At 51.9% G+C, this 21,903-nt stretch carries 28 protein-coding genes; 15 read left to right on the forward strand and 13 right to left on the reverse strand.

The window, feature by feature from the left end:
* The first annotated feature begins 30 nt into the window (after positions 1 to 30).
* Together ACO0LF_RS18590 and ACO0LF_RS18595 are read left to right on the forward strand one after the other, a co-directional pair.
* Positions 31 to 1,134, forward strand: coding sequence for a sensor histidine kinase (locus tag ACO0LF_RS18590; protein ID WP_423016648.1), 1,104 nt, complete (start codon positions 31 to 33; stop codon positions 1,132 to 1,134).
* 11 nt (positions 1,135 to 1,145) lie between these two features.
* The gene (locus tag ACO0LF_RS18595; RefSeq protein WP_423016650.1) at positions 1,146 to 1,931 is read left to right on the forward strand and encodes a LytR/AlgR family response regulator transcription factor; all 786 of its coding nucleotides are present in this window, start codon (positions 1,146 to 1,148) and stop codon (positions 1,929 to 1,931) included.
* Positions 1,932 to 2,107: 176 nt separating this feature from the next.
* On the opposite strand, the gene ACO0LF_RS18600 is transcribed toward ACO0LF_RS18595, so the two are convergent.
* Positions 2,108 to 2,236 carry a hypothetical protein gene (locus ACO0LF_RS18600; RefSeq protein ID WP_423016652.1) on the reverse strand — a complete coding sequence of 43 codons (129 nt, stop codon included), beginning with the start codon at positions 2,234 to 2,236 and terminating at the stop codon, positions 2,108 to 2,110.
* A 101-nt stretch (positions 2,237 to 2,337) separates the two neighbouring features.
* Here ACO0LF_RS18600 and ACO0LF_RS18605 point away from each other — a divergent pair, with 101 nt between their 5' ends.
* Positions 2,338 to 3,192, forward strand: coding sequence for a C13 family peptidase (locus ACO0LF_RS18605; protein WP_423016654.1), 855 nt, complete (start codon positions 2,338 to 2,340; stop codon positions 3,190 to 3,192).
* A 105-nt stretch (positions 3,193 to 3,297) separates the two neighbouring features.
* On the opposite strand, the gene ACO0LF_RS18610 is transcribed toward ACO0LF_RS18605, so the two are convergent.
* Together ACO0LF_RS18610 and ACO0LF_RS18615 are read right to left on the reverse strand one after the other, a co-directional pair.
* Positions 3,298 to 4,068, reverse strand: coding sequence for a rhodanese-like domain-containing protein (locus tag ACO0LF_RS18610; protein ID WP_423016656.1), 771 nt, complete (start codon positions 4,066 to 4,068; stop codon positions 3,298 to 3,300).
* A 635-nt stretch (positions 4,069 to 4,703) separates the two neighbouring features.
* Positions 4,704 to 5,123: a hypothetical protein gene (locus ACO0LF_RS18615; protein ID WP_423016658.1), complete on the reverse strand. Its 420-nt coding sequence runs from the start codon at positions 5,121 to 5,123 to the stop codon at positions 4,704 to 4,706.
* Positions 5,124 to 5,398: 275 nt separating this feature from the next.
* Here ACO0LF_RS18615 and ACO0LF_RS18620 point away from each other — a divergent pair, with 275 nt between their 5' ends.
* The 3 genes from ACO0LF_RS18620 to ACO0LF_RS18630 all read left to right on the forward strand — a co-directional run bounded on the left by ACO0LF_RS18620 (position 5,399) and on the right by ACO0LF_RS18630 (position 7,037).
* Positions 5,399 to 6,064, forward strand: a complete 666-nt coding sequence (locus ACO0LF_RS18620) for a hypothetical protein (protein ID WP_423016660.1) — start codon at positions 5,399 to 5,401, stop codon at positions 6,062 to 6,064.
* Positions 6,065 to 6,212: 148 nt separating this feature from the next.
* Positions 6,213 to 6,467, forward strand: coding sequence for a hypothetical protein (locus ACO0LF_RS18625; RefSeq protein ID WP_423016662.1), 255 nt, complete (start codon positions 6,213 to 6,215; stop codon positions 6,465 to 6,467).
* On the forward strand, positions 6,468 to 7,037 hold the full coding sequence (locus ACO0LF_RS18630; protein ID WP_423016664.1) for a hypothetical protein: 570 nt from the start codon (positions 6,468 to 6,470) through the stop codon (positions 7,035 to 7,037).
* Between the two features lie 187 nt (positions 7,038 to 7,224).
* Here ACO0LF_RS18630 and ACO0LF_RS18635 read toward each other — a convergent pair whose 3' ends face one another.
* The gene (locus ACO0LF_RS18635) at positions 7,225 to 8,691 is read right to left on the reverse strand and encodes an MFS transporter (protein ID WP_423016666.1); all 1,467 of its coding nucleotides are present in this window, start codon (positions 8,689 to 8,691) and stop codon (positions 7,225 to 7,227) included.
* Between the two features lie 125 nt (positions 8,692 to 8,816).
* Here ACO0LF_RS18635 and ACO0LF_RS18640 point away from each other — a divergent pair, with 125 nt between their 5' ends.
* The 5 genes from ACO0LF_RS18640 to ACO0LF_RS18660 all read left to right on the forward strand — a co-directional run bounded on the left by ACO0LF_RS18640 (position 8,817) and on the right by ACO0LF_RS18660 (position 11,745).
* Complete coding sequence (locus tag ACO0LF_RS18640; RefSeq protein ID WP_423016668.1) at positions 8,817 to 9,728, forward strand: LysR family transcriptional regulator; 912 nt, start codon at positions 8,817 to 8,819, stop codon at positions 9,726 to 9,728.
* Between the two features lie 81 nt (positions 9,729 to 9,809).
* Complete coding sequence (locus ACO0LF_RS18645; RefSeq protein ID WP_423016670.1) at positions 9,810 to 9,932, forward strand: hypothetical protein; 123 nt, start codon at positions 9,810 to 9,812, stop codon at positions 9,930 to 9,932.
* An 18-nt stretch (positions 9,933 to 9,950) separates the two neighbouring features.
* Positions 9,951 to 10,295 carry a hypothetical protein gene (locus tag ACO0LF_RS18650; protein ID WP_423016672.1) on the forward strand — a complete coding sequence of 115 codons (345 nt, stop codon included), beginning with the start codon at positions 9,951 to 9,953 and terminating at the stop codon, positions 10,293 to 10,295.
* Between the two features lie 54 nt (positions 10,296 to 10,349).
* Positions 10,350 to 10,838, forward strand: a complete 489-nt coding sequence (locus ACO0LF_RS18655) for a hypothetical protein (protein WP_423016674.1) — start codon at positions 10,350 to 10,352, stop codon at positions 10,836 to 10,838.
* A gap of 424 nt (positions 10,839 to 11,262) precedes the next feature.
* Positions 11,263 to 11,745 (forward strand): hypothetical protein, encoded by a 483-nt coding sequence (locus tag ACO0LF_RS18660; protein WP_423016676.1) that lies wholly within the window; start codon positions 11,263 to 11,265, stop codon positions 11,743 to 11,745.
* Positions 11,746 to 11,782: 37 nt separating this feature from the next.
* Here ACO0LF_RS18660 and ACO0LF_RS18665 read toward each other — a convergent pair whose 3' ends face one another.
* Positions 11,783 to 12,430 carry a pyridoxamine 5'-phosphate oxidase family protein gene (locus tag ACO0LF_RS18665; protein ID WP_423016678.1) on the reverse strand — a complete coding sequence of 216 codons (648 nt, stop codon included), beginning with the start codon at positions 12,428 to 12,430 and terminating at the stop codon, positions 11,783 to 11,785.
* Positions 12,431 to 12,543: 113 nt separating this feature from the next.
* Here ACO0LF_RS18665 and ACO0LF_RS18670 point away from each other — a divergent pair, with 113 nt between their 5' ends.
* On the forward strand, positions 12,544 to 13,995 hold the full coding sequence (locus tag ACO0LF_RS18670) for a PLP-dependent aminotransferase family protein (protein WP_423016680.1): 1,452 nt from the start codon (positions 12,544 to 12,546) through the stop codon (positions 13,993 to 13,995).
* A gap of 88 nt (positions 13,996 to 14,083) precedes the next feature.
* Here ACO0LF_RS18670 and ACO0LF_RS18675 read toward each other — a convergent pair whose 3' ends face one another.
* The 3 genes from ACO0LF_RS18675 to ACO0LF_RS18685 all read right to left on the reverse strand — a co-directional run bounded on the left by ACO0LF_RS18675 (position 14,084) and on the right by ACO0LF_RS18685 (position 17,029).
* Entirely contained in the window at positions 14,084 to 14,728 is a 645-nt protein-coding gene (locus tag ACO0LF_RS18675) for an alanyl-tRNA editing protein (protein WP_423016682.1), read from the reverse strand.
* Positions 14,725 to 15,834 carry a threonine aldolase family protein gene (locus ACO0LF_RS18680; protein WP_423016684.1) on the reverse strand — a complete coding sequence of 370 codons (1,110 nt, stop codon included), beginning with the start codon at positions 15,832 to 15,834 and terminating at the stop codon, positions 14,725 to 14,727. Before ACO0LF_RS18680 ends, ACO0LF_RS18675 begins: the two co-directional genes overlap by 4 nt.
* A gap of 385 nt (positions 15,835 to 16,219) precedes the next feature.
* Positions 16,220 to 17,029, reverse strand: a complete 810-nt coding sequence (locus tag ACO0LF_RS18685) for an AraC family ligand binding domain-containing protein (RefSeq protein WP_423016686.1) — start codon at positions 17,027 to 17,029, stop codon at positions 16,220 to 16,222.
* 355 nt (positions 17,030 to 17,384) lie between these two features.
* Between ACO0LF_RS18685 and ACO0LF_RS18690 the strand changes: the two genes are divergently transcribed.
* Both ACO0LF_RS18690 and ACO0LF_RS18695 read left to right on the forward strand, forming a co-directional pair.
* Positions 17,385 to 18,050: a hypothetical protein gene (locus tag ACO0LF_RS18690; protein WP_423016688.1), complete on the forward strand. Its 666-nt coding sequence runs from the start codon at positions 17,385 to 17,387 to the stop codon at positions 18,048 to 18,050.
* Positions 18,040 to 18,285 carry a hypothetical protein gene (locus tag ACO0LF_RS18695; RefSeq protein ID WP_423016690.1) on the forward strand — a complete coding sequence of 82 codons (246 nt, stop codon included), beginning with the start codon at positions 18,040 to 18,042 and terminating at the stop codon, positions 18,283 to 18,285. The genes ACO0LF_RS18690 and ACO0LF_RS18695 overlap by 11 nt, the downstream gene beginning before the upstream one ends.
* Positions 18,286 to 18,327: 42 nt before the next feature.
* Here ACO0LF_RS18695 and ACO0LF_RS18700 read toward each other — a convergent pair whose 3' ends face one another.
* The 5 genes from ACO0LF_RS18700 to ACO0LF_RS18720 all read right to left on the reverse strand — a co-directional run bounded on the left by ACO0LF_RS18700 (position 18,328) and on the right by ACO0LF_RS18720 (position 21,258).
* Positions 18,328 to 18,732, reverse strand: a complete 405-nt coding sequence (locus tag ACO0LF_RS18700; protein ID WP_423016692.1) for a DUF4124 domain-containing protein — start codon at positions 18,730 to 18,732, stop codon at positions 18,328 to 18,330.
* Between the two features lie 119 nt (positions 18,733 to 18,851).
* Positions 18,852 to 19,235, reverse strand: a complete 384-nt coding sequence (locus ACO0LF_RS18705; RefSeq protein ID WP_423016694.1) for a nuclear transport factor 2 family protein — start codon at positions 19,233 to 19,235, stop codon at positions 18,852 to 18,854.
* A gap of 82 nt (positions 19,236 to 19,317) precedes the next feature.
* Positions 19,318 to 20,394, reverse strand: a complete 1,077-nt coding sequence (locus ACO0LF_RS18710) for a hypothetical protein (RefSeq protein WP_423016696.1) — start codon at positions 20,392 to 20,394, stop codon at positions 19,318 to 19,320.
* Between the two features lie 55 nt (positions 20,395 to 20,449).
* Positions 20,450 to 20,713, reverse strand: a complete 264-nt coding sequence (locus ACO0LF_RS18715; protein ID WP_423016698.1) for a SemiSWEET transporter — start codon at positions 20,711 to 20,713, stop codon at positions 20,450 to 20,452.
* A 29-nt stretch (positions 20,714 to 20,742) separates the two neighbouring features.
* Positions 20,743 to 21,258, reverse strand: coding sequence for a flavin reductase family protein (locus ACO0LF_RS18720; protein ID WP_423016700.1), 516 nt, complete (start codon positions 21,256 to 21,258; stop codon positions 20,743 to 20,745).
* Between the two features lie 215 nt (positions 21,259 to 21,473).
* Between ACO0LF_RS18720 and ACO0LF_RS18725 the strand changes: the two genes are divergently transcribed.
* Positions 21,474 to 21,857 carry a hypothetical protein gene (locus ACO0LF_RS18725; protein WP_423016702.1) on the forward strand — a complete coding sequence of 128 codons (384 nt, stop codon included), beginning with the start codon at positions 21,474 to 21,476 and terminating at the stop codon, positions 21,855 to 21,857.
* Positions 21,858 to 21,903 lie beyond the last annotated feature (46 nt).

Genomic DNA, 21,903 nt, shown 5'->3' on the forward strand with positions numbered 1-21,903 from the left:
ATCCCTTGAATGTATTGAAATCAACAAATCATGAATAGTGAATTGCCAGTATCTCCATTGCCAAAGCCGCAAGCTGTATTTGCCTGGCAGCGTGTGCGCGTGGTATTGGTTGCGAGCTTTGTCCTTACTCTGCTGTGGTTGCCCATCTTTCATGCTTCCTGGATATTACCCCCGATACGGCTGGTGTTCGTTGGCTTGACTCAATTGTTGGTTTTTGGCTTATTTGAGCGTTGGCCAAGGCGTTTGCCGGCCTGGATGGCCCGCTGGGTATTGCAAGTGAGCATGGTGGCCATGGTGGTACCATTCGCGACGGTATTTATTTACTCGCTGACAACCTTGACTAGTCCAGACGTATGGATACTGGATGACAAAAAGACGCTTGGTTGTGTTCATTTGACCATTGCAGGTTTATTGATCTCTCCCTGGATCGCCATGTCAGCGCTATATCGCCAGATCAGTGGTCATGCTCAGAAGCAGGCACTGTCATTTGAGCTGATTCGTAGTGAGCTTGCACGTGACGCACTCGATTCGCGTTTGCGTTTGTTGCAGGCGCAAGTGGAACCGCATTTCTTGTTCAATACCTTGGCGAATGTGCGTGAATTGGTCGATTTAGGATCTTCACAGGCTTCGACGGTTTTGAATAGCTTGATTGCCTACTTGCGCGCTGCCGTTCCAAATTTAAATGAAGCTGCCACCACGTTGGAACAAGAGTTGATCATGGTACGTGCTTATCTTGAATTGATGCATATGCGCATGCCGGATCGATTACAGTTCTCAATCAATGCTGACGATGCCACGTTAAGGATAATCTGCCCACCGATGACTTTGCTGACCCTGGTTGAAAACGCGGTGCGCCATGGCATTGATCCGAGTGAAGTAGGAGGGCAGATCGATGTCACTGTCCGGCTGGAAGACGGGCGTTGTCTGGCAAGTGTCAGCGATACTGGTATCGGCCTTGCACAAAATGCCCGCAGCAATCAAATGAGTAAAGGTCTGGGTACTGGTTTGGCAAACCTGCGTGAACGTATGCAGCTGGTATTTGCGGGCGATGCGCAGCTTAGCCTGACCGGGCTTGAGCCGCATGGTTTTAGTGCTGAACTCAATTTTCCAGCCAAACTTGAATCTTCTGAGTGAGAGGGATTAACATGACATCTACACGTCCTACCGCATTGATCGCTGACGATGAGCCTTTGTTGCGTAGCTCCTTGACGCGCATGCTGGCGCAGGCCTGGCCAGAATTAGAAATCGTGGCACTGGCACGCAATGGGAGGGAGGCGCTTGAGCAATACGAGGCACACAAACCCACTGTCTGTTTTCTTGACGTTCATATGCCGGGCATGACCGGTGTCGAAGCCGCTCGCCAGATTGGCCGCGGTGCGCATTTGATCTTTGTCACAGCCTACAGTGAGTATGCGGTGGAAGCCTTTGCGCAAGGTGCCCTGGATTATTTGGTAAAACCAGTAGATCCAGCACGTCTTGCAGACACAGTAATGCGGGTGCGCGAACGCCTGGACACTGCTCAGAAGGCACCGGACATCGAGGTCTTGCTCGAAAAATTGGAAGCCCGTTTGCAAAAGAAAACAGCACCAGAACCCTTGCGCTGGATTAAAGCACTAGTAGGGCAATCAGTGCGCATGATTGCAGTTGCGGATATTGATTATTTGCGCTCAAACGAAAAATACACATTGATTGCCTGGCGTGCCAAGGGAGGTGAAGGGGGGGAGGCATTGATAAGGATTTCACTTAAAGAGCTATTAGATCAACTCGATGGAAGTCACTTTGTCCAGGTGCATCGCTCAGTGGTAGTGAATATGAATGTGGTGAGTCATGTTACGCGCACTGGAAGCGAGACGGCAACTGTGTATATGAAAGGACGCCCAGAGAAATTACCAGTTAGCCGTAGCTATTTGCACCATTTCAAACAGATGTGAGACTGTTGAAAATCAAGATAAGTCATCGTTTCAGGTAAAGGAAATTAGTTGCATAAGATTAATTTTGCGATGGCCTTTATATAAGCAAGGTAGGACTAGAGCGTAATCGTCAGCATGTTAATTAATTTCAGCAAGCTCTAGGCTGCCTTGTAACGCCGCATTTTAGAGTCGTTGAATTAAGGCCATGGTGCGCATGGCGCACCCTGCTCAAGCGCCGGTATCAGGCTGATTTCTATCAAAATTTCTTTGCCGTACACCGGGGCGGGCTGGTTTTGATGACTGGCCTGTTCACCAGTCCCAAGCATGTCTGCCGATATAGCAAATTCATTTCATGCCAGTTCATGACACATTTTTTAACAAATGTTATGATGCCTGCTTTAAGCCCATAAAACTGATGTGGAGATAAATGAAAAAACTTTCCTGTTTCCTGTGTATGGCTGGCCTGCTGGCGGTTTTGTCTGCTTGTGCCGTCAAGCCTGTCATGACTGGTCTGAACCCTAGCCAGGACAAGGCGCGTGAGATGAGTGATCAATTGATGGCACAGCAAAGGCTGGCCAATCAGGAAAAAGCCAATACCATCAGCCATCACCGTGTCTGGTACGCCGGATTTGGCTTGCATTCGGGTTCCAATGCTTTTCTGGGAGACGTGCAACTGACCAGGCAGAGGCTGGCAGAAATCAATCCTGAGCTGATCAGCTACAGCTTTGATAACGAGCTGCATCAAGACAAGCTGGATACCCCTTTTGCACATCTGGGTAGCATAGACCAGACAGCCAGGGATATTGCCAGCCAGGCCAGGGAGGGCGATGTTGTCACCATCATGCTGAGCAGCCATGGCTTTACCGATCTGGTCGCGGTAGAAATAGGCAACAAGCCTTTTGCCCCGATCTGGACGCGTTATTTGAAAACGGCCCTGGCACCTCTGGAAAAATTTCCCACGGTGCTGATTATTTCATCCTGCTATTCTGGTTCCCTGATCTCGCAGTTAAAGGCGCCGAACCGCATCATCGTGACCGCCGCGGCAGAAAACAAGGTGTCATATGGCTGCCAGCCCCTGGCGCATAATACTTTTTTCATTGATGCCTTGTTCGGCAGTAAACTCGATGCCGGGCAAAACCTGATGCAGGTATTTGAACATACCAAAGAGCTGGTGACAGAACGCGAAAAGCAAGCGAAATTCGATCCCTCATTGCCACAGATTTTTGTTGGCGAAAAAATGCAGGCGTATGTGCAGCAACCTTTGAAATCCTGGTTGCAATAGCCTGGAGCCAGGCTGGCGCAAGCATGATCGCCGCGCAGCGTCAGAAATAAACAGGGCCATCATAAGATGGCCCTGGGTTTATAGTACGGCTGCGTATCAGATACTTTACTGGCGCAATACCGTCAATAGCGGCACGGCTTTCACCACAGGCAGTTTTGCTGCTTGCCAGGCAGCGACGCCACCGCGATACCAATACAGATTGGAATAGCCCATGTCTTTGAGGCGAACCAGGGTATTGATGCTCATCCAGCATTCTTCAGAAGCGCAAAATACCGCGATGGCAGCATCTTTTTGCGGGAAATTTTTCTTCATGAGTGCATGCAAATCGGCATCCAGGTTTTTATTGAAAGCAGCCTCAGGGTCATCAGCAAGATTGGCGGCACCGTCGAGAGAGATCGCGTATGGCAGAGTCATGCTGGTATTGTCTATGCCCAGGGCATCGATCACGCTAATCTGTTTTTTAGCGAGCTTTTCTGCCAGCTCAGGTGTGCTGATATTTTTTATGCCTTCTATACTGGTAGGCGTAGCGTAATGAAACCCCTCACTGCCGGGACGGATATGTTTTGCCGGTGGTAAAAACCAATCACCAGTTTCATAATCTTGATAACCGTTCTGGACTTTGAAATTCTTGATGGCCATCTCAGACTGCGACAGGAAAAGCGCATATTTGTCCTGGAAGGCTTCATCATCAAGGTCATACAGTTGGCAGTGGCTCTTGCTGTAGCGCTGGCAATTCGCCAGGGCCTTGCGTACGGCCAGGATGTCGTTACTCGCGCCGTAAGCTGTACCCCAGGCACCATCTGCCGCCGCGGCAAAGGCCTTCTTGGTTTTATGCTCCTTGTATTTTTCAAACCCGGCTTGGGCATTCTTGCCCAATTCAAATTGAGAGGGCCAGAGATCCTGGGCTTGAACAGCGCCTAATGCGCAAAAATAAAGCGACAAAAAAAAGGAGAATTTCATGTAAGGGAATAATAAAAATTGATCACATTGTTTGATGGCCCGTTTTTTGTCACACACTCCAGGAGACCATACGGGGTAATTCATACCTGGTGCTATTTTACATTATTTAACTTTCATGTGAATTGCATATAAAAGGGCTAGGGTTTGCGCAAGCTGCAATGCAGGAAGCCCCTACCTTAGCTTTGTCTGCCATGGTTTTGCGTGTTAATGAGAGTGTGGTAGGGGTGTTGCAAGGCACCACAAGCAGTGTGTTTAAAAGCAGTGCGTTATAACGCACCCTACAAACTGAGCTTGAATCTCCGTGCTCACTCTTTGGTGCAGCAGCCTGGTAGGGTGCGTTGTAACGCACCGTCAATGTGTTCGCAGTGGTTAAAAACGGTGCGCATGGCACACCCTACCAACTGAGGATGAATCTCCTTGCCCACTCTGCGGTGAGATTTTTGGACTTAATTTTAGCGGACACGGTAAAACCTTCGCGGCTGAAGCCGCTCCTACGAAAACCAGCTCGGTAGGGTGCGCCATGCGCACCATCTCCCACCGTACCCACTGCTTTACTGCGCTGGCTTGGTCGTCACTGTCAATTCACGCAAGATCCCACCGCGTTCTGCACTGCCGGATTGTGTTCCCTCGCCGCGCATGCGTTGCAGGCAGTATTCCCGGTCTGATGCAGCATGAGCTTCGCAGCGGCGTTCGCGGTTGCGCTGGAGTTGTTCTTCACTCTCTGTGGTGAGGCTGCCCGCCCGGGCTTGCTGCCTGGCTGCACCAGCCTCACGCAGGCAGGTTTCCCTGGATTGATTGGACTGACCTTTGTCGCAGAGGCTGCGTTCTTGTTCATAGCGTGAACGAGCGCTGGTATCGTCGCGATCGGCCGCCACGCAGGTACTGAAGAGCAGGAAGGAGGAAACGATGCCAGCAATCAAACCTGCTGACTTCAGATTGCTGGTGCTGGATTTTGTAGGAAAGTGCTTCATGGCATGACCTCATGGAAATGGTAAAGATTCTCTACATGTGGGTGCGAGCTTGCATCATGGCATTTCACTCACGCCCGTCATTATCTTGTCACTGCCATGAGTGTAGTCGCTAGCGCATGATGCTTCTGCGTGTTAGCGCACATTCAGGGCATTAAGTGCATGGCAAGCGAAGACATCAAGTATCATACCCACTATGCATATGTTGATGTCACTGAACTGCGCCAACATCCCATGTATCAATGCCTTAGCTAGATTATCAGAGAGATCAATAAGCTATGAAACTTGCCGCAACCATCCAATTCGCCGCCTTGTTGCTGGGGACGGTTTTGCATCATGGCAGCCAGGCGCAACAAAGCCTGGTCTTAGGCAAAAAAATGCCCGCCACGGCACCGGCGCTGCGTGATTTTGTGCCACAGGGCTGGATGATAGAAAGCCAGGTCAGTGGTGACCTCAATGGTGACGGCATGGCCGATATTACCGCCGTGCTGGTGGAGAACAAGAGTGCTACCGATGACAGGCAACGTGGCTTGATCGTGCTGCAGGCGAATGCGGGTAAGGGCTATAGTTTACTGGGCAGCAATGGCAAGCTGCTGCAATGCCAGGGTTGCGGTGGTGTCAAGGATGGCGTCAACGTCGCCATCAAAAACGGCGTGCTGGTCGTCAGCCAGTACAGTGGTTCGCGTGAATACTCAGTCTACACCTGGCGCTTCCGCCTCGATGCGGCCAGCCAGCGCCTGCAAATGATAGGGATAGACGAAGAAGATGCAGATGGCATGGTAGGCAAGGGTTCCACCGTCAGCACCAACTTGCTGACTGGCCAGCAAATCAGTGAGAGCTATCAATACGACGAAAAACGCGATCGTAAAGTCATACTTAGTTCAAAGAAAAGCAAGACAGCCAAAAGCCTCGGCTGGCTGGAAGATGTGGTGGGGAATCAATAAGCTTACGAGCTACGGTTAGCTTGGTGCAATCGTGCGCACTCAATTTATTAAAATCGCCATGAATAAAAAGTTTTTCACTTTATTAAAATGGATCACGATAATAAGTTATATTCGTTCTAGACGAAAACACAAGTTGTCAATATAAATTATGCATGCAAGTCCTTATGTGCCAGACGAGAAAATAGTTGCGGAGCTACAGAGGTTAAAGTCTTTGGGTTTGCCACCGTCTGCCTTGCTAAAGTATTTGAAAAATGAACTCCCCGTCGTTTCTGGTTTGTACTTTATTAAATATTTTAGAGTTGCATTTGACATGTCTTTAAAGGCGGCATCACCTGTGGCAAGCTGGTTGACTGATGGGCTTTCAGATGAAAGAGTTGATCAATTCATTTCTGAGGAATGGTAAATGAATTCCAGATTATCTTTACTTTCAATCGAAGAAATTCAAACAGGGCTCAATAAAGAATTTCAGCATCTGGAGCCAGAATTGAGTGGGTATCGACTACTTGAAGATAAAATGCCATCAACGTATTTGGCGGACTTGGAAAATAGACTTTCTGTCAAATTTCCAGAAGATTTCCGTCAACTTATTTCTGAATTCAATTTTGGAAATTTAGTGATTGGCCCGATCGGCTTTGGTTCATCCTGCCTTTATACAGATGAGCTTCTTAAATTGAACACACAAGTGCAATGGTGGGGGCATGGGGCGCGCCCAGCGTCATTGATAATGGTGGCGAACTCAGATCCATTTGCAATCATACTTGACGTTTGTGGCGGACATATGCTGGCGATGGATGCTGAATTAGGTTACGAAAGAGCTACTCGCATTGCAAGAAGTTTCGACGCTTTCTTTATTGGCCTGGGGACAGCTATTTTGTTGCGAAATCAGACTGAAAAAAAAGAAGAAATGGCACAAGCAATTGCTGATGCTGTAGGAAGTAAAGATATTGGGTTTTGGTATTTTTTGACTCGATAATGACACTTTTTTATTCGTTACAATGACGCACGATCAAGTAGGGTGCGTTATAACGCACCGCTTGAGATGGTAAAACGAGGACGATATCAATCAGAAATCGGTGCGTTGCAACGCACCCTACAATTGCCCTGTCGCGCAGGGCGCATAGATTGCACCAGTCGTGATATTCAATAATGGTGCCTGGTTTTCAATCCTCTGATTTTACGTCCCGCCTGACCCAGCAACGACCAACACCCGCTATCCCCAGCGCCACTACCAACATCACCCCCGCCACGATAAATGTGATCCGCATGCCATCTGCAATTGCTACTGGCGCGGCTGTCCTGATATCGTTGCTGGCAGTTGCCCAGGCAAACACGGCACCCATCAAAGTTGCGCCAGTGATGAGGCCGAGGTTGCGCGAGAGGTTGAGCATGCCAGAGATCAGGCCGCGCTGATTGGGAGTGATGTCTTGCATGACGGCGGTATTGTTAGCCGCCTGGAACAGTTGGTAGCCGGGGGTGAGGATGGCGATGGCGATGATGTAACCAGTAATGTTCAGCATGGCAGGCAGCAGGGCCAGGGCGAAGGCGCCTGCGGTCATGGCGATGAGCCCGGTGATAACAGTGGCCTGCGCACCCATGCGGTCTACCATGCGGCCTGCGATGACGCCGCTGCATGCCGAGATGACCGGGCCTATGGACATCATCAGGCCGACCATGGCATCGCTGAGCGCCAGTGAGCGCGACAGATAAAAGGGGCCAACCACCAGGGTGGCCATCATGACGGTGGCGACCAGGGTATTCATGGCCAGGCTGGTGCTGAGTGTGATATCACGCAACATCGCAGGGCGTATTAATGGCGAGGCGACCTTGCTCTCGACCAGCATGAACAAGGCTGCACCCAGGATGGCGGCCAGCAAGAGCGCCAGGTTGAGTACCCCAAAATGCCCGCGACCCAGGGTCATGGCGAGTGCATAGGCAGCCAGTGTCAGTGCCAGCAGCAATGTGCCGGTGCGGTCAAAACGGGAGCTGGTTTTATCGCTGGCTGGCTGATCCTGTGGCAGATAGCGGCGAGCCAGGATAAAACTGATGATGCCCAGCGGTACATTAACCAGGAAGATGGCGCGCCAGTTGAGGCCTGCGATCAACATGCCACCCAGCGAAGGGCCAAGGGCCGTGCCAACGGCAGACATGGTACCCAGCAAACCCATGGCACTGCCGGTTTTTTCTTTGCTGACAGTTTCCCCCACAAAAGCCATGGTCAGCGCCATCATGACGGCAGCCCCCAGGCCCTGCGTGGCGCGAGCGGCGATCAGCAGCAACAAGCTTGGGGCCGCACCACACACGGCAGATGCGATGGTGAACAGGGTTATGCCTGCCAGCAACAGGCGTTTGCGACCTATCATGTCACCCAGCCGGCCTACGCTGACGATGAGGGTGGTGATGGCCAGCAGGTAGGCAACCACTACCCATTGCACTTGCTGGAATGAGGCATTGAATACCTGGGTCAGGGTTGGCAACCCCACATTGGCAATACTGGTGCCCAGCGAGGATAGCAGCATGGACAGAGACAGGCTGGCGAGTATCCAGCGGACCTGGCTTGCGGCTGGAATACCTCCAGTAGCCGGAGTAGTGGCAGTAGCGGCAGTAAGGGGAGAGGAGGTAGCTGGCATTTTTTGCTGACATGGATGGCGATGCCTAATCTTAGGCTTACTGCATTCATGGCGGAAGACGCATGATTTGCACTTTATTCATGCGCCAGACGCCATGTCAACTTAAAGCGCGTTAAAATAAATGCATGTCCATCCCCGATCTCAATTTATTGCTTACCCTGGATGCGGTGCTGACCGAAGGCAGCGTGGCGCGTGCCGCCACCCGCCTGCGGCTCAGCCCCTCGGCCATGAGCCGGGCGCTGGCGCGTTTGCGTGAGACTACCGGTGACCCTTTGCTGGTCAGGGCAGGGCGTGGTCTGGTGCCCACACCCAGGGCGCTGGAATTGCGCGAACAGGTCAGCCAGCTGGTACAGCATGCACAGGCCGTATTGCGACCGGCAGAGCAGTTGAACCTGGCACAATTGCAACGCAGCTTTACCCTGCGCACCAGCGATGGCTTTGTCGAAAATTTTGGCCCCGCCCTGATCGCCCGCATCAGCGCAGAAGCGCCGGGTGTGCGCCTGACTTTCATGCCCAAATTGAACAAGGACAGTGCCTTGCTGCGTGATGGCAGTGTCGACCTGGAAACCGGCGTGGTCGGCGACGCCATCAGCCCCGAGGTGCGCACCCGCGCCTTGTTTCGCGACCGCTTCATTGGCGTCATGCGCCTGGGTCATCCACTGAGCCAGCTGGTGATGACGCCAACTGTGTATGCCTCAGGCCAGCATGTGCTGGTGGCCCGTCGCAGCCTTAGCAAAGGGCCGCTGGCCGAGGTGCTGAAACCGTATGGGCTGGAACGGGATGTGCTGACGACTGTGGGTGGTTTTTCTGCGGCGCTGGCACTCGCGCGGGCATCAGATTTGATCGCTACCGTCCCCGAGCGGCACACCGGCAATTTGCGCACCGGCATGCATAGTTTTGAGCTGCCATTTCCAACGCTGGAAATTACCGTGTCCATGCTATGGCATCCGCGCATGGATGCCGACCCTGCGCATCGCTGGTTGCGTAGCTGCTTGTGGGAAGTGTGTGCTGGGCAGGCTGGCAATGTTGAGAGTTAAGTCCAAGAGTCGTATGGGAGCATAGGGGATGGATCCCTGTAGAATGCGCATGTTTTTATTTTCCACAAAGAGCGCAAGCGCATGAAAAAGAGTTTCTGTAATTGCACAGGTTTATTGGCATGCATGGTCATGGGTAGTCTGGCACTGAGCACCATCGCCAGTGTTCAGTTCAGGCAAGGCGAACGTCAGCTGTTGGCTAGTTAAATAAGATCGGATCAGCTCGTGGCAATCAAAAAAAATCGCAATATTCAGAATGTTAAGAATATGCAGGACAAACAGTTGGAGGACACAGCTGGTTTTTATTTCCTGGAAACGCTGCTGTTTATCATCAGCATGGTGATATTCATTTTTGTCGGAGAAAAAGCAGGGATGCGCTTTATGGGCCTGTTAATGCTGTTTTTTGCCTGCCGTACCTTGCTGGTAAGGCGTGTTCCTTATGGAATGGAAGGGCAAGAACCTATAGGTTATCTGACGGGTGTTCCAGCAGTGATTGCGGGAGTCGTCGAATTGTTATTGGCGGGTTTCGTGATTTTGCGGCCTGCCATGGTACTGGATTTTTTTCGCTAGGCAAGCTGGCGACATTGCCTTCATTGAGTCATGCATTTTTAGAAAAATATCTTCATGCCAGTCACCCCATTTCACTTTGGCCTGGGCGCAGCCCTCAAGGCAGCCGCACCCCGACGCTTCAGTTTTTTATCATTTGCTGCAGTGAATGTGTTCATCGACGTTGAGTCTTTTTATAATCTGATGAACGCCAGGTTCCCTGTGCATGCCTTCTTCCACACCTATCTGGGTGCGCCCTTGATGGCAGGTGCCACTATCTTGCTCTTCTTGCTGGCCCGTTGGTGCAGCACCCGATTTTACCCGCCCAACCCTTATCGCTGGCAACAACTGAGCCTGTTGCAAGTCACTCTTGGTGCACTGCTGGGCGCGCTTTCGCATGTAGTATTTGACAGCATCATGCATGCTGATATCCGGCCTTTGCATCCTTTCAGTGATGAAAATGTGCTGTATGAAATTATCCCGGTGATTTACCTGCATGTGGTGTGCGTGTTTTTGGGCGTGCTGGGCTTGATAGGCATCTATGTGAGGCGGGCGGATGAGGTATGATGTGCTCTCGGTATTAGCACGAATAAAGGATTTTTGATGGAAAGCCATCCGATTTTATTGGCAGGACTGGTACTTTTGTCAGCCTACATCAGCATACAAATATGGATGGAAATTTTGCGCAGGCCAGGTCGGTTTTGGCCAAAAAGTTTGTTGCTGTTAATTTCTGCCATCCCTTTCATCGGCCCGGTATTTTTTATATTCATCGATGCACCGCCCGTTTTGCCCTTGTCTGAGCAAGCTAAGCAATTCCCCAAAGGCACTGAAGTCTATACTGGCTTTGAATCTTTGATAGCGTCTCTTAAACGATTTTTCAGTTAACTTGAGAGTAGGTTTACGCCCGAAATTTGAGTGAAACGTGCGGTTCATGCCTATACCTAAATCTAAGCCGTTATATTGCAAAGCTTAGTGCAGAAAAGAAATTGAAATGAAACAGGATTGCACTTTGAATTGCCTGCCTTTACTCTTGGCTCTTATCGAAGCAAAATACATTCACGTTTCAGAGATAAGGAATTTGTCTACCATATTGAATGGACATGAGCTTACACCTCAGTATTGGCTTACCGAATTATCTGTTTGCGACTCTATCGACGAAGCACAAGATATTTTGCGTAAGCAAGTGCATGAAAAACACATGGTATTTGATAAGCACTATCTATCGTTTTTATGTGGCTTTTTGTATTTAGGTGTGCAAGAAGGGAAAATAAGTTTGTCCGAGTTTCAGGCGGAATTCGTCGATGTCATAGATGCATATAATGATTTTATGGGCATCACGATTGAAGACTTGCAAGACGAATTCTTATCTATGAATCAGCTCCCAGGCCAAGACTCTCTGCTTGGCCGATGTCTCATTGATGCAGCAGAAAAAAGTAAAAGCTCATTTGGTGAACTGATTGCGTTTACAAACTGAGAGACGAATTCAGGTTCCTCCTCCTGAGTCAGACTGTTCACTTGACCCACTCCCTCACATAATCCGGCGTGGCCACATTGCATAGGCTGTCAACGACAGGCTGGGTGTGCACCTGGGCGAAGGGCAGCACGCCTGCCCAGACCGGGATGCCCATGTCTTCATCATCATCCTGCGGGCCGCCTGTGCGTATTTTGACGGCGGCTTCGTTCAGGGCGATGCGCATGATGGTGGTGGCGGCCATTTCCTTGTCATTGCCGGGTCTGCACTGGGCTTGCCTGCCTGGGGCGAGTTTTTCCATGAACAGGGCCAGGGCCTGGTGTTTGTCGGCTTCGTCCGGTACTTTTTCAAAGCAGCCATAGATGACGGCAGAGCGATAATTCATGGCATGGTTGAAGGCGGAGCGAGCCAGGACCAGGCCATCGAGGTGGGTGATGGTGACGCAGGCTTGTATGCCGCTAGTCAGTATCTTGGTCAGGCGGCCACCGTTGGAGCCGTGGATATACAAATACTCTCCTTGCCGCCAGCAGGCAGTGGGGATGCAATGTGTGCCCTTGGCATCCTGGAAGGCGATATGGCATAGGTAGGCGGCGTCGATAACGGCATGCAGGCTGGTTTGCTCATAGCTGGCCAGTTCTGCCAGGCGGCGTATGCGGGTACGGTCTGTGGGGGCGCTGTTGGTGTTCATGGTGGTTTTCCTGAAAAATAGGGGCGAGGCGCACTATAATTCATGTATGGCTCTTAAAAAAGAACCAGAATAGCGAATTATTTTAGAGCCACATGCTGTCTCTCTGGAAAACCATGGACTACGCCTTATTGCTGAATCACTTTCAAGCCGAACACCGCCACGCAGGCTGGCCGCGGCAACGCCTCTTGCATGAGTGTCTGCGCGCTGCCATCAAGAGTGGCAAGCTTGTCGCAGGCACGCGCTTGCCGCCGAGTCGTGAACTGGCAGCCGAACTGGCCATGGCGCGTAATACCGTGCTGTATGCTTATGAACAATTAGCCACCGAGGGTTATGTTGATGCCAGCAAGCGTGGCACGCTGGTGGCACAGGTCAAACTGGCCCAGGCAGCCAGACCAGAAACGACCATGCCTGCCGCTGCAATATTGTCACGACGCAGCCGCGTCAGCACAGCCTTGCTGGATATTACCGCCATGCAGGCATTTACCCCGGGGGTACCGGCACTGGATGAATTTCCCCTGGGGCAGTGGCGGCATTTGCAAGCGCGAGCCTGGCGTAAAGCCACGACCAGCCAGTTGAATTATGGCGAGCCTGCGGGTGAACCCGCTTTGCGCTCAGCTATTGCTGACTATTTGCGGGTCTCGCGTGGCGTGCTCTGCGATGCTGGGCAAATCTTTATCACCGATGGCACCCAGTCCAGCCTGGATTTATGCGCCCATGCTTTCGCCGATATTGGTGAGCAGGTATGGATGGAAAACCCTGGCTACCACGGTGCCAGGATGGCCTTCAATGCAGCGCAGTTAAACATACGTGGCATTGCTGTGGATGCTGATGGCATTGCGCCTGATGTCAGCGATTGGCAAGATTATCCGCCACGCCTGATCTATGTGACACCGTCGCATCAATATCCCCTGGGCAGTGTGCTGGCGCTGGCCAGGCGCATGGCCTTGATAGAGCAGGCCAGGGCTTGCGGTGCGCTGATCATAGAAGATGATTATGACAGCGAGTTCAGGCATGATGGCCCACCTCTGCCAGCCATGCAGGGCCTGGCGGCAGATGCACCTGTGCTGTATCTGGGGACTTTCAGCAAGACCATGTTCCCGGCATTGCGGCTGGGGTTTATCGTGGTGCCTGCTCATCTGGTGGCGGCACTGGGTAATTTTCTGGCGCACACTGCACCGCGCGGTCGGGCAGTAGATCAGCTGGCCCTGGCAGAATTTTTAAGTAGCGGCCAGTTCGCCACGCATTTGCGACGCATGCGGCGTTTGTACCGGCAAAGACGGGATGCCTTGGTCACTGCGCTGGAACAGCGTCTCGGTGCAAGGGCTCTTATTCAGGGTGCCAGCACTGGCATGCATTTGAGTTTGCTGTTGCCAGCAGATCTCGATGACAAACAAGTCAGTGACAGGGCCATGGCGGATGGCATCGTCGCCCAGGCGCTGAGTTCGCATGCCGCAGAACACGGTCGCCTGGCCGATAATGGCAATGGCCTGATACTGGGGTATGCGCAAGTGCCTACTGAAGACATGGCGCAGGCAGTTGAGCGATTAGTGAGGGGCATGCGTTGAGGTCGTCGTATGGGAGATATTTCAGCAGTTTCCCCATGATATTCACGAGGAGGCGGTGCGCATGGCGCACCCTGCAAGATTACTCAGTTTATGCGAGTTCATAGTGCACTGATAATTGCCCCTTTTTTTCTTTCAGGCGGGTGATTTTTATTTTGCCTATCTGCGCGGTTGCCATGACATGGGTGCCGCCGCAGGCGTGGGCAGGCAAATTGCCAAAACCTATCTGGCGTTGTCCATCTGCCAGGCTGGTCTTGCGCGGTAGATTAGCTGCTACCCAGGCATTGACTTGCTGTTCTATTTCTTCTGCGAGCAAGGTCGTGTTTGCCTCTGGATTCGATGCATCTTTGCTTTCAAACACTACCCTGGCTTCTCCTGGCCAGTGATGTCCCTTGATGGCTTGCAGCCCTGCCAGTTCACCATAGCATCCTATCAAATGGCCAGCAGAGTGCAACTGGGCATGCAGATGGCGCAGGTCGGGAAATACCTCGATCAGTGTCACACCCACATTCACTGGCTGGTTAGTCAGATGGACAATCATGTCGCCAGTCTGAAAAACCCGGTTGACCTTGATGCCTGCGATGTAACCTGTATCTGAGGGGTGGCCGCCACCTTGCGGATGAAACAGGGTGCCATCCAGTATCACTTCAAAATCTCCATCCGGCCTGGCTGTGCATTGTTCTACCTTGCTATGCATGCTCAAGTGCTCATTGCTGAAATAATGGCGGGCCGTCATGCTGCACGCTCTGCTGCTTGTTGGGTAAGCATATCTCTCATGCTGGCCAGTAATTGCTCGATCTCGGCTACAGTCGTTGCAAAGCTGGTGACAAAGCGCGCCACTCCGGCTTCCCAGCGGCCATGCAAGAAGGCGTAGCCCTGTTTCAATAAGGCCGCTATCATCGCCTCAGGCAAACGGCAGAAGATGATATTGGCCTGTGTTTCGCCCAGCACTTCTATACCACTGATTTGCTGCAAACCCTGGCGCAGGCGTAGTGCCATGTCATTGGCGTGAGCTGCATTTTTGAGCCAGAGATCATCCTGCAAATACGCCTCCATCTGCACCGACAGGTAGCGCATTTTTGAAGTCAGATGCGCTGCACGTTTGCGGCGATATCCCATTTCCGCTGCCAGGCTCTGGTCAAACAGGATGATGGCTTCTACACCCATGGCACCATTCTTGGTGGCCCCAAAGGAGAGCGCGTCTACTCCAGCTTTCCAGGTCATTTCTGCGGGTGTGCAAGCCAGTGAGACCAGGGCATTGGCAAAGCGTGAGCCATCCATATGCAGGCGCATGGACGTGCTCTGGCAAACCTCGCTGATGCGCTTGATTTCGTCAATACTGTAGACGCTGCCAATTTCAGTGGCCTGCGTGATGCTGACGGCATGCGGCTGCGTCACATGCACATCGCCTCGCTTGAGTCGGGCGGAACTGGCCAGAGTGTTGACATCGATTTTTGCCGATGGCCCATCGATGGGCAAGAGCTTGGCACCATGGGTGTAGAACTCAGGTGCAGCACATTCATCATTATGGATATGGCTGCCTGGGTGGCAAAAAATATGGCCCCAGGGCGGTGACATGGCGCTCAGGCACAAAGAATTTGCCGCCGTGCCCGTGCTGACCAGGAAAACACTAAGCTCGCGCTCGAATATTTCACACAATGTTTTTTCTACGCGCGCCGTATAGTCGTCAGCCCCATAAGCTGCAGCCCTGCCGGTATTGGCAGCCAGCATTGCTTCCATGATGGCGGGTGATACGGCGGCGGTATTATCACTGGCGAAATTCCTGGCGATGGTCGGTGGGCTGGTTATATGCTTGCTTTCCACGATGCGTATCCTCTTCATGATGAACCTGTTTGTCTTTGAAAACAGGTGTTGGTGAAGTACATGATAGACGGATGGCGGATTCCTGGATTGTAAAAAATTGACTAAAGAGCCTACATTTTTTACCGTGCCATAAAAAGACCCAGGTTGTGTAGGGTGCGTTATAACGCACCCTACAAATCTAAAGTGCCGCCATTTTTGACCGTGTCATAAAAATAGGCCGTGGTTCTGTAGGAGCGTGGTAGGGTGCGTTATAACGCACACATCAATGTATCCTGGTCGTTAAAAAACGGTGCGTTATAACGCACCCTACAAGCTGCGCCTCTGTGGTGAGATTTTTGGTCTTGATTTTAACGGATATGGCAAGGCCTTCGCGGCTAAAGCCGCTCCTGCAAAAATCAGGGTTTCAATACGATGAGGGTGCGACGCCAAAGGCTTGCTTGAAGGCGCGGTTGAAATGGCTTTGGTCGTAGAAGCCAACCAGGTGGGCGACATCGGCGATGGAGGCGGGATTTTTTCCCAGCAAGGCACAGGCATATTCAAGGCGCAGCCTGACCAGCCAGGCATGCGGTGTCATGCCTATGCTGTACTTGAACTGGCGCAGGAAATGAAACTGGCCCAGGCCGCAGATAGCCGCCAGTTCATCCAGGCTGATTTTTTGCGAGAGATGCGCCACGCAGTATTCTTTGATGCGCTGGATGTGCTGGGGAGACAGGCCACCCTTGATGCTCTGGGGCTTGATGGTTTTGGATTGGGTAAAGACAAATTCCAGCAGCGATAGCCATTCTGACTGTAGCGCCAGCGGCGATACGGTTTCCGTGGCGTGCATGGCTTCATACAGGCGCAAGAAATGGGCGGCCCGCAAGGGGTCTTCCAGCATCGTTCCCACCAGTGCCGGTTCGCGTTCAGAGCCTGAAAGTTCTTTGCTTACCTGGTGAAAGAGTTCAACCGGCAGGCGAAAAGTCTTGAGTGTATAGGCATCGCCACCTTCGCCCACGCCATCGTGGATTTCACCTGGCGGCATCAAGACTATGCCTCCCGGCCCCAGCAGCACCGAGTTACCGCGGAATTTCTGGCGTTGGACGCCCTCTGACACCAGGCCTATGTGATAGTCGAGGTGATAGTGGCGGTCGAAGTGAAATTCAGCCAGTCGCCCACCACTTAATACCAGGCCTGGTACTTGGGCAACGCGTTTGTAATGTAGTTGATCTTTCATGCTGAGAAATGGATGAGATGCACGCCAGCATACATGAAATTCATCGCCGCAGTTGTGAGGCAGCATGCGCCGGGTAAAGCGGTGCGTTATAACGCACCCTGCTGATCTGAGGTTTTTGGTCTTGATTTCAGTGGATACGGCAAGACTTTCGCGGCTCAAGCCGCTCCTGCGAAAACCAGCCTGGCAGGGGGTGTTGCAATGCAGCGCAAGCCCTGTGTCAATTTACCTGGGTGCGGCAACGCACAGAGAGATGGCGGTCTTGCGCTTATTCTGGTCTGAAGCCTGCTCGTTAACAAAAGCTGACATAGATCAATACAGCGCAATGCAGGTTTTTGTCACCAGGATGGAGAATATCATGACACACATTATTGCCGGACGACTGCAACAGCAAGATCAGGTGCAGCAAGCCATACATCAATTGATGGCCCTGGGTTTTGCAAAAAACCAGATCAGCTCTTTTTATCTTAATCCGCCGGGGCAGCATGATATGTACCCTATCGGTGGTGACCGCGATGAATCGCCAGGTGCCAGGGAAGCAGGCAGTGGCGCTGTAGGTGGCGCGACGACTGGTGGTGTCATCGGCGCGGCTGTGGGCATGATAGGCGCGCCTGTCACCGGCCCGGTCAGCACGGCGCTAGGTGCGCTGGTGGGTGCGCATGTCGGTTCGCTGATAGGCAGCTTGTCGCAAATGAAAGAAAAAGGCGATACCAGCGACGATGCAGAAAATGCAGCAGCCGTACGACGCTCGGGCATGATGGTGGCAGTCAGTGTCGCCAGGCCTGAAAGCGAAGGCACGGTTATCGAGATATTGAGAAATCTCGGTGCCGACCAGATCGAGCTGGGCGAAGGCAATATCAATAATGGTGACTGGCATGATTTTGATCCGCGCACACCGCCGATACTGGTCGGCAGCACCTCGCCAGCCAGCGCGGTCAATGCTACCAGTGCTACCAATGCTGCCAGTGTGGACAGTATTGAACAGCAGGCCGCACAGCAAGGAGTGAGTGGCCGTGAACTCTAAACCAGCGCATACCAAGACCGGGCAGGCCGAGCCTGTCGATACAAAAGCACCTTTGTCAGATAGCGACTTGCCACTACCGCATGAGCGTGATGAAAGTACAGAGGATAAGACAAACCCACGCAAAATCATGAAACAGGCTTTGAAAGACTTGCAAGAGGGCCAGCAAGATACCGATTTGCATGGCCAGCGTGGTGTCGAGGAGGTGGTCAAACCTGGGACTAAGGCGCGTCATTAACATGAGGGGTCAAGAAGAATATGGCTCATGCCAGGCCCAGGTTTATTGGTCGTACTTCTTGTTTTCCAGCTTGTGGGGTTTGTCAGTGTAAGTGGTTAACCTGGCCGACCTTACCCCTTCAGGCAAAGGTGTGCTCATGAAATCCTTGACGGCGCGTTCATTGCTGCGGCGGGTATTATCCAGCAAATCATTGCGGTCGCGCACAGCCTGGCGCTGATTGAAGGCTTCATTCTTGGCTGCCCAATTGGTATCTGAGCCACCGCCTGAACCCGAACCTACATTTTTCTGACCAGCTTTGATAGAAGTGCCCTTGGCAGTGGATTTGGGGCATACGTTGTCTGTAAATGTCACCCTTCCATCGTTGTCCACACATCTTTGTATCTGGGCTGATGCCAGGCTGCTCAGGGACAGCAAGAAGGCGGCGGAAAAAACAGGCAAGAATTTCATGGTGCTGGTCCTGGTGTCAGGTGATGAGAATGAAAGTGGCTGCAAGCTTCTCATAAATACTGCCAAAACTCAAGACAGGCAGCCACTATCGGTACACCTCAGTTTTTAAAAAGCACAGCTTAACTATAGTCGCTGATCCCTGCCAGCAAGCCATCCTTGAAGATAAATTCAGAGCGGCCATTGAGCTTCAGGGTTTCTCCTGTTTTCAAGCCGTTTGGCAAGTCGATGGCAAGCACGCCCTGGTAAGCGATATCGATGCTGGCCTGGTCAGCCTGGAAGCGAAAATTGCTGGGGTCTTGCTGACGGGAGCTGAAGTAGCCCTTGGATTGCTCGGCCAACTGGCGAAATTCTTCGCGGCCATTGGTCTGGGCATTGATCTCACCGCCAGAAATATTCTTGAAGACGATATCGGTATGCAGTAAATCCATCATGCCGTCGATATCGAAATTATTGTAGGCAGTCAGGTAGCTGTGTATGAGGCCTTGCTTTTCTTCATCCATCATTTTTCAGACTCCATTATGTAGGGATAATTATTATATCCTTGGTGATGGAGTTTGGTTCTTTGGCATGAAATCCATGCATGCTTTAATTTGCGGCAGCTTGCGGGCTTGATTGTTGCACTGATGGCTGGGTCGGGTGCTGATGAGCATGCTCCGCACGGTTTTTCATGAGGCCCAGTATGGAATGATGGAAGTCATTCAAGACCATTTTCCCCCACAGGTCGCCATAGGTCTTGAGCTGGGATTTATTGATGAAGCGGGTAGTCAGGCGCAACTCTGTGCCGCCATCTTTTGCCTGCAAATCATAACCGCCATCGAGCACGTCGAAGTATTCACCCCCCATTTCCACATGTCTGTCCAGTGCGTCTCTGGGGATGCCACCCTGCTGGATATGAAAGCGGTAATGCATGGCATATGGTTTTTGCCAGGTGGTGATGATTTCTTCAAACTGTACGTTTTTTTCCCAGTGCGAAGTCCTGACTGCGCCTACGCCTGCGCCATCCATATTGGCGGCCAGCGGTTTTGGCAAGCCTATCAGGTGCACAAAGGAAAAGCCGAGTTCATCCGGTTTGATATTTTGTACCGAGGCCAGTTGCTCAAACACTTCGTCAGGGCTGGCCTGTATCTGTATGACAGAGCTGACCTCTTGCTGGCTTTGCGCTGGCGGCAGATGGGCTTCTATCGGGCCCAGCAAGAGTGGTAATAAAATAAAAGAGGAGAGGCTGGCCCTGGAAACCCGGAAGCGATTATGTATCCAGCCAGCGATCAGGCCACCGATCAGGGAGGCCACCAGGAAAACCGGGAAGACCAGCACCAGGCATACCATGCCCTCAAGCAGGAAGATGAACATGGCCAGCAAAAAGGCCATCATGGACATGAAGGACACCATCACCTGCATGCCCACATGAATACGAGATTTGCCTGCTGCCAGCAATACCGCAACCGCCCCAACGCTGAAAGGAGCGAAGATCAGAAAGGCCGTGGAAACGATTTGCAGCCAGGCATGCAAAGACTTGTGTTCAAAGCCCACACGCAGCAGCAAGCCATAGATGACACCTGCACCAACGGACGCGAACAAGCGTAGTCTGGGCCTGGCAGCTTCCGGGATTTTATGGATATCGCTATCGCTGCTGGTGTTGTTATTGCTACTATTGTCAGACATGCTGTCTTCCTGTGTATGTGAACCTAAAAGCCAGTCAGTCAGGCCCGGGGGGAATTTATTTGTAGACCAGTTTCATGACCAGGATGAACATGGCCAGCATCAGGGTGACCATATTGGCGATGATGATGGGCAGGGCGCTGAGCATGAGGCCATAGATTAGCCACATGACCACACCGCTGACGAGGATGATATACATGCCCAGAGAGACACCCTCGGCACGTTTGCGGCGCCAGGTCAGCCAGGCTTGCGGGATGAAGGCAGTGGTCGTCAGACAGGCAGCGAAATAGCCGATCAGGTCGGCGGACAAAAAATTAGTCATGCAGGGCTTACTTGATATTTACTTGGTATTTACTTGATTTCTATGGGTGGGCGCAAGAACTGGCCTGAGTGAAAGACCAGCGGTGCCTGTTTGGTGAATTCACAATGCTCGACTTCGCCAACGAAGATGACATGGTCACCCTCGGGGTAACGGCTGCGGTTATGGCATTCAAACCAGGCAGATGCCCCCGTCAGTATGGGGTGGCCGGTGCGCGACAGCGTGTAATCAACACCGGCGAAGCGATCAGTCTTGCGGCTGGCAAATTGCTCGGCCAGCCAGGCTTGCTCGGCAGACAGAATATTGACGACATAATGTGAATTGCCACTGAATACCGGCAGGCTATTGGCAGCAGTGCCCAGGCTCCAGAGTATCAAGGGCGGGTCCAGCGAGACGGAATTGAAGGACGAGGCCGTCAAACCCAAAAACTGGCCATCCGCCAGCCGGGTGGTGATGACGGTGACGCCAGTGGCAAATTGTGACAGGGCATCCCGGAAGTGGCGGGTATCAAATTCACGCTTTTCAGAGCGGGGTGAGCGGGTATGCATGAGTTTCCATGGTTCTTTTTTTGCCATTATCCCAGATTTTAAGGCTTTCTGGCTTGAGAACAGGTGTTTGCCTGCTATGCTGCAATAGTAAGTGTTGCGCTGACTGTGTTAAACTTGCAGGCTTGCTGGTTTCCCTGAGGTTTCAAGCTAAGTAATTGATTCCTTTGAATTTAATCCCTTTGAACTTAACTCCCAAGAGGTGCTGAGGTATGCCCATGCTGCTGGTTTTACGTCGTGTAATGATGTTCTTCATGTTGGCTGCGTTGACGACAGCAAGTTTTCCAGGCTTGGCGCAAATACCGGCGGAACGCAATTTCCCCGAAAATACCAAGCGCGGGGTCTTGAATATGTCGCAATACCCGGATGTGTTCATCAATGGCAAATCCGTCAATACGGCACCGGGTTTGCGTATTTTTGATGATGAAAACCTGTTCGTCTCACCTACGCAGATTACTGGTAATTACATCATCATTAATTATCTTGAAGATAATTTTGGTGAAGTATCCAGGATCTGGGTCTTAACCGAAGCTGAGCGCAGAAAAACCTTGCCGCCAGTGCAGGAATGGAAACCGCAGATTTTCCAGAACAAAAACTTTTAAGTCGTACCCAGGGATGGCTGCATGCCTGGTGCGGTGATGCAGTCCC

It is taken from the genome of Undibacterium sp. Di27W (genome assembly GCF_049340345.1).
Lineage (GTDB): Bacteria > Pseudomonadota > Gammaproteobacteria > Burkholderiales > Burkholderiaceae_D > Undibacterium.

Excerpts from the sequence above, each read along its gene's own strand:
- ACO0LF_RS18590 (WP_423016648.1), top strand. The coding sequence starts at position 31 with ATGAATAGTGAATTGCCAGTATCTCCATTGCCAAAGCCGCAAGCTGTA.
- ACO0LF_RS18595 (WP_423016650.1), top strand. The coding sequence starts at position 1,146 with ATGACATCTACACGTCCTACCGCATTGATCGCTGACGATGAGCCTTTG.
- ACO0LF_RS18600 (WP_423016652.1), bottom strand. The coding sequence starts at position 2,236 with ATGCTTGGGACTGGTGAACAGGCCAGTCATCAAAACCAGCCCGCCCCG.
- ACO0LF_RS18605 (WP_423016654.1), top strand. The coding sequence starts at position 2,338 with ATGAAAAAACTTTCCTGTTTCCTGTGTATGGCTGGCCTGCTGGCGGTT.
- ACO0LF_RS18615 (WP_423016658.1), bottom strand. The coding sequence starts at position 5,123 with ATGAAGCACTTTCCTACAAAATCCAGCACCAGCAATCTGAAGTCAGCA.
- ACO0LF_RS18620 (WP_423016660.1), top strand. The coding sequence starts at position 5,399 with ATGAAACTTGCCGCAACCATCCAATTCGCCGCCTTGTTGCTGGGGACG.
- ACO0LF_RS18625 (WP_423016662.1), top strand. The coding sequence starts at position 6,213 with ATGCATGCAAGTCCTTATGTGCCAGACGAGAAAATAGTTGCGGAGCTA.
- ACO0LF_RS18630 (WP_423016664.1), top strand. The coding sequence starts at position 6,468 with ATGAATTCCAGATTATCTTTACTTTCAATCGAAGAAATTCAAACAGGG.
- ACO0LF_RS18635 (WP_423016666.1), bottom strand. The coding sequence starts at position 8,691 with ATGCCAGCTACCTCCTCTCCCCTTACTGCCGCTACTGCCACTACTCCG.
- ACO0LF_RS18640 (WP_423016668.1), top strand. The coding sequence starts at position 8,817 with ATGTCCATCCCCGATCTCAATTTATTGCTTACCCTGGATGCGGTGCTG.
- ACO0LF_RS18645 (WP_423016670.1), top strand. The coding sequence starts at position 9,810 with ATGAAAAAGAGTTTCTGTAATTGCACAGGTTTATTGGCATGCATGGTC.
- ACO0LF_RS18655 (WP_423016674.1), top strand. The coding sequence starts at position 10,350 with ATGCCAGTCACCCCATTTCACTTTGGCCTGGGCGCAGCCCTCAAGGCA.
- ACO0LF_RS18660 (WP_423016676.1), top strand. The coding sequence starts at position 11,263 with ATGAAACAGGATTGCACTTTGAATTGCCTGCCTTTACTCTTGGCTCTT.
- ACO0LF_RS18665 (WP_423016678.1), bottom strand. The coding sequence starts at position 12,430 with ATGAACACCAACAGCGCCCCCACAGACCGTACCCGCATACGCCGCCTG.
- ACO0LF_RS18670 (WP_423016680.1), top strand. The coding sequence starts at position 12,544 with ATGGACTACGCCTTATTGCTGAATCACTTTCAAGCCGAACACCGCCAC.
- ACO0LF_RS18675 (WP_423016682.1), bottom strand. The coding sequence starts at position 14,728 with ATGACGGCCCGCCATTATTTCAGCAATGAGCACTTGAGCATGCATAGC.
- ACO0LF_RS18680 (WP_423016684.1), bottom strand. The coding sequence starts at position 15,834 with ATGAAGAGGATACGCATCGTGGAAAGCAAGCATATAACCAGCCCACCG.
- ACO0LF_RS18685 (WP_423016686.1), bottom strand. The coding sequence starts at position 17,029 with ATGAAAGATCAACTACATTACAAACGCGTTGCCCAAGTACCAGGCCTG.
- ACO0LF_RS18690 (WP_423016688.1), top strand. The coding sequence starts at position 17,385 with ATGACACACATTATTGCCGGACGACTGCAACAGCAAGATCAGGTGCAG.
- ACO0LF_RS18700 (WP_423016692.1), bottom strand. The coding sequence starts at position 18,732 with ATGAAATTCTTGCCTGTTTTTTCCGCCGCCTTCTTGCTGTCCCTGAGC.
- ACO0LF_RS18705 (WP_423016694.1), bottom strand. The coding sequence starts at position 19,235 with ATGATGGATGAAGAAAAGCAAGGCCTCATACACAGCTACCTGACTGCC.
- ACO0LF_RS18710 (WP_423016696.1), bottom strand. The coding sequence starts at position 20,394 with ATGTCTGACAATAGTAGCAATAACAACACCAGCAGCGATAGCGATATC.
- ACO0LF_RS18715 (WP_423016698.1), bottom strand. The coding sequence starts at position 20,713 with ATGACTAATTTTTTGTCCGCCGACCTGATCGGCTATTTCGCTGCCTGT.
- ACO0LF_RS18720 (WP_423016700.1), bottom strand. The coding sequence starts at position 21,258 with ATGCATACCCGCTCACCCCGCTCTGAAAAGCGTGAATTTGATACCCGC.
- ACO0LF_RS18725 (WP_423016702.1), top strand. The coding sequence starts at position 21,474 with ATGCTGCTGGTTTTACGTCGTGTAATGATGTTCTTCATGTTGGCTGCG.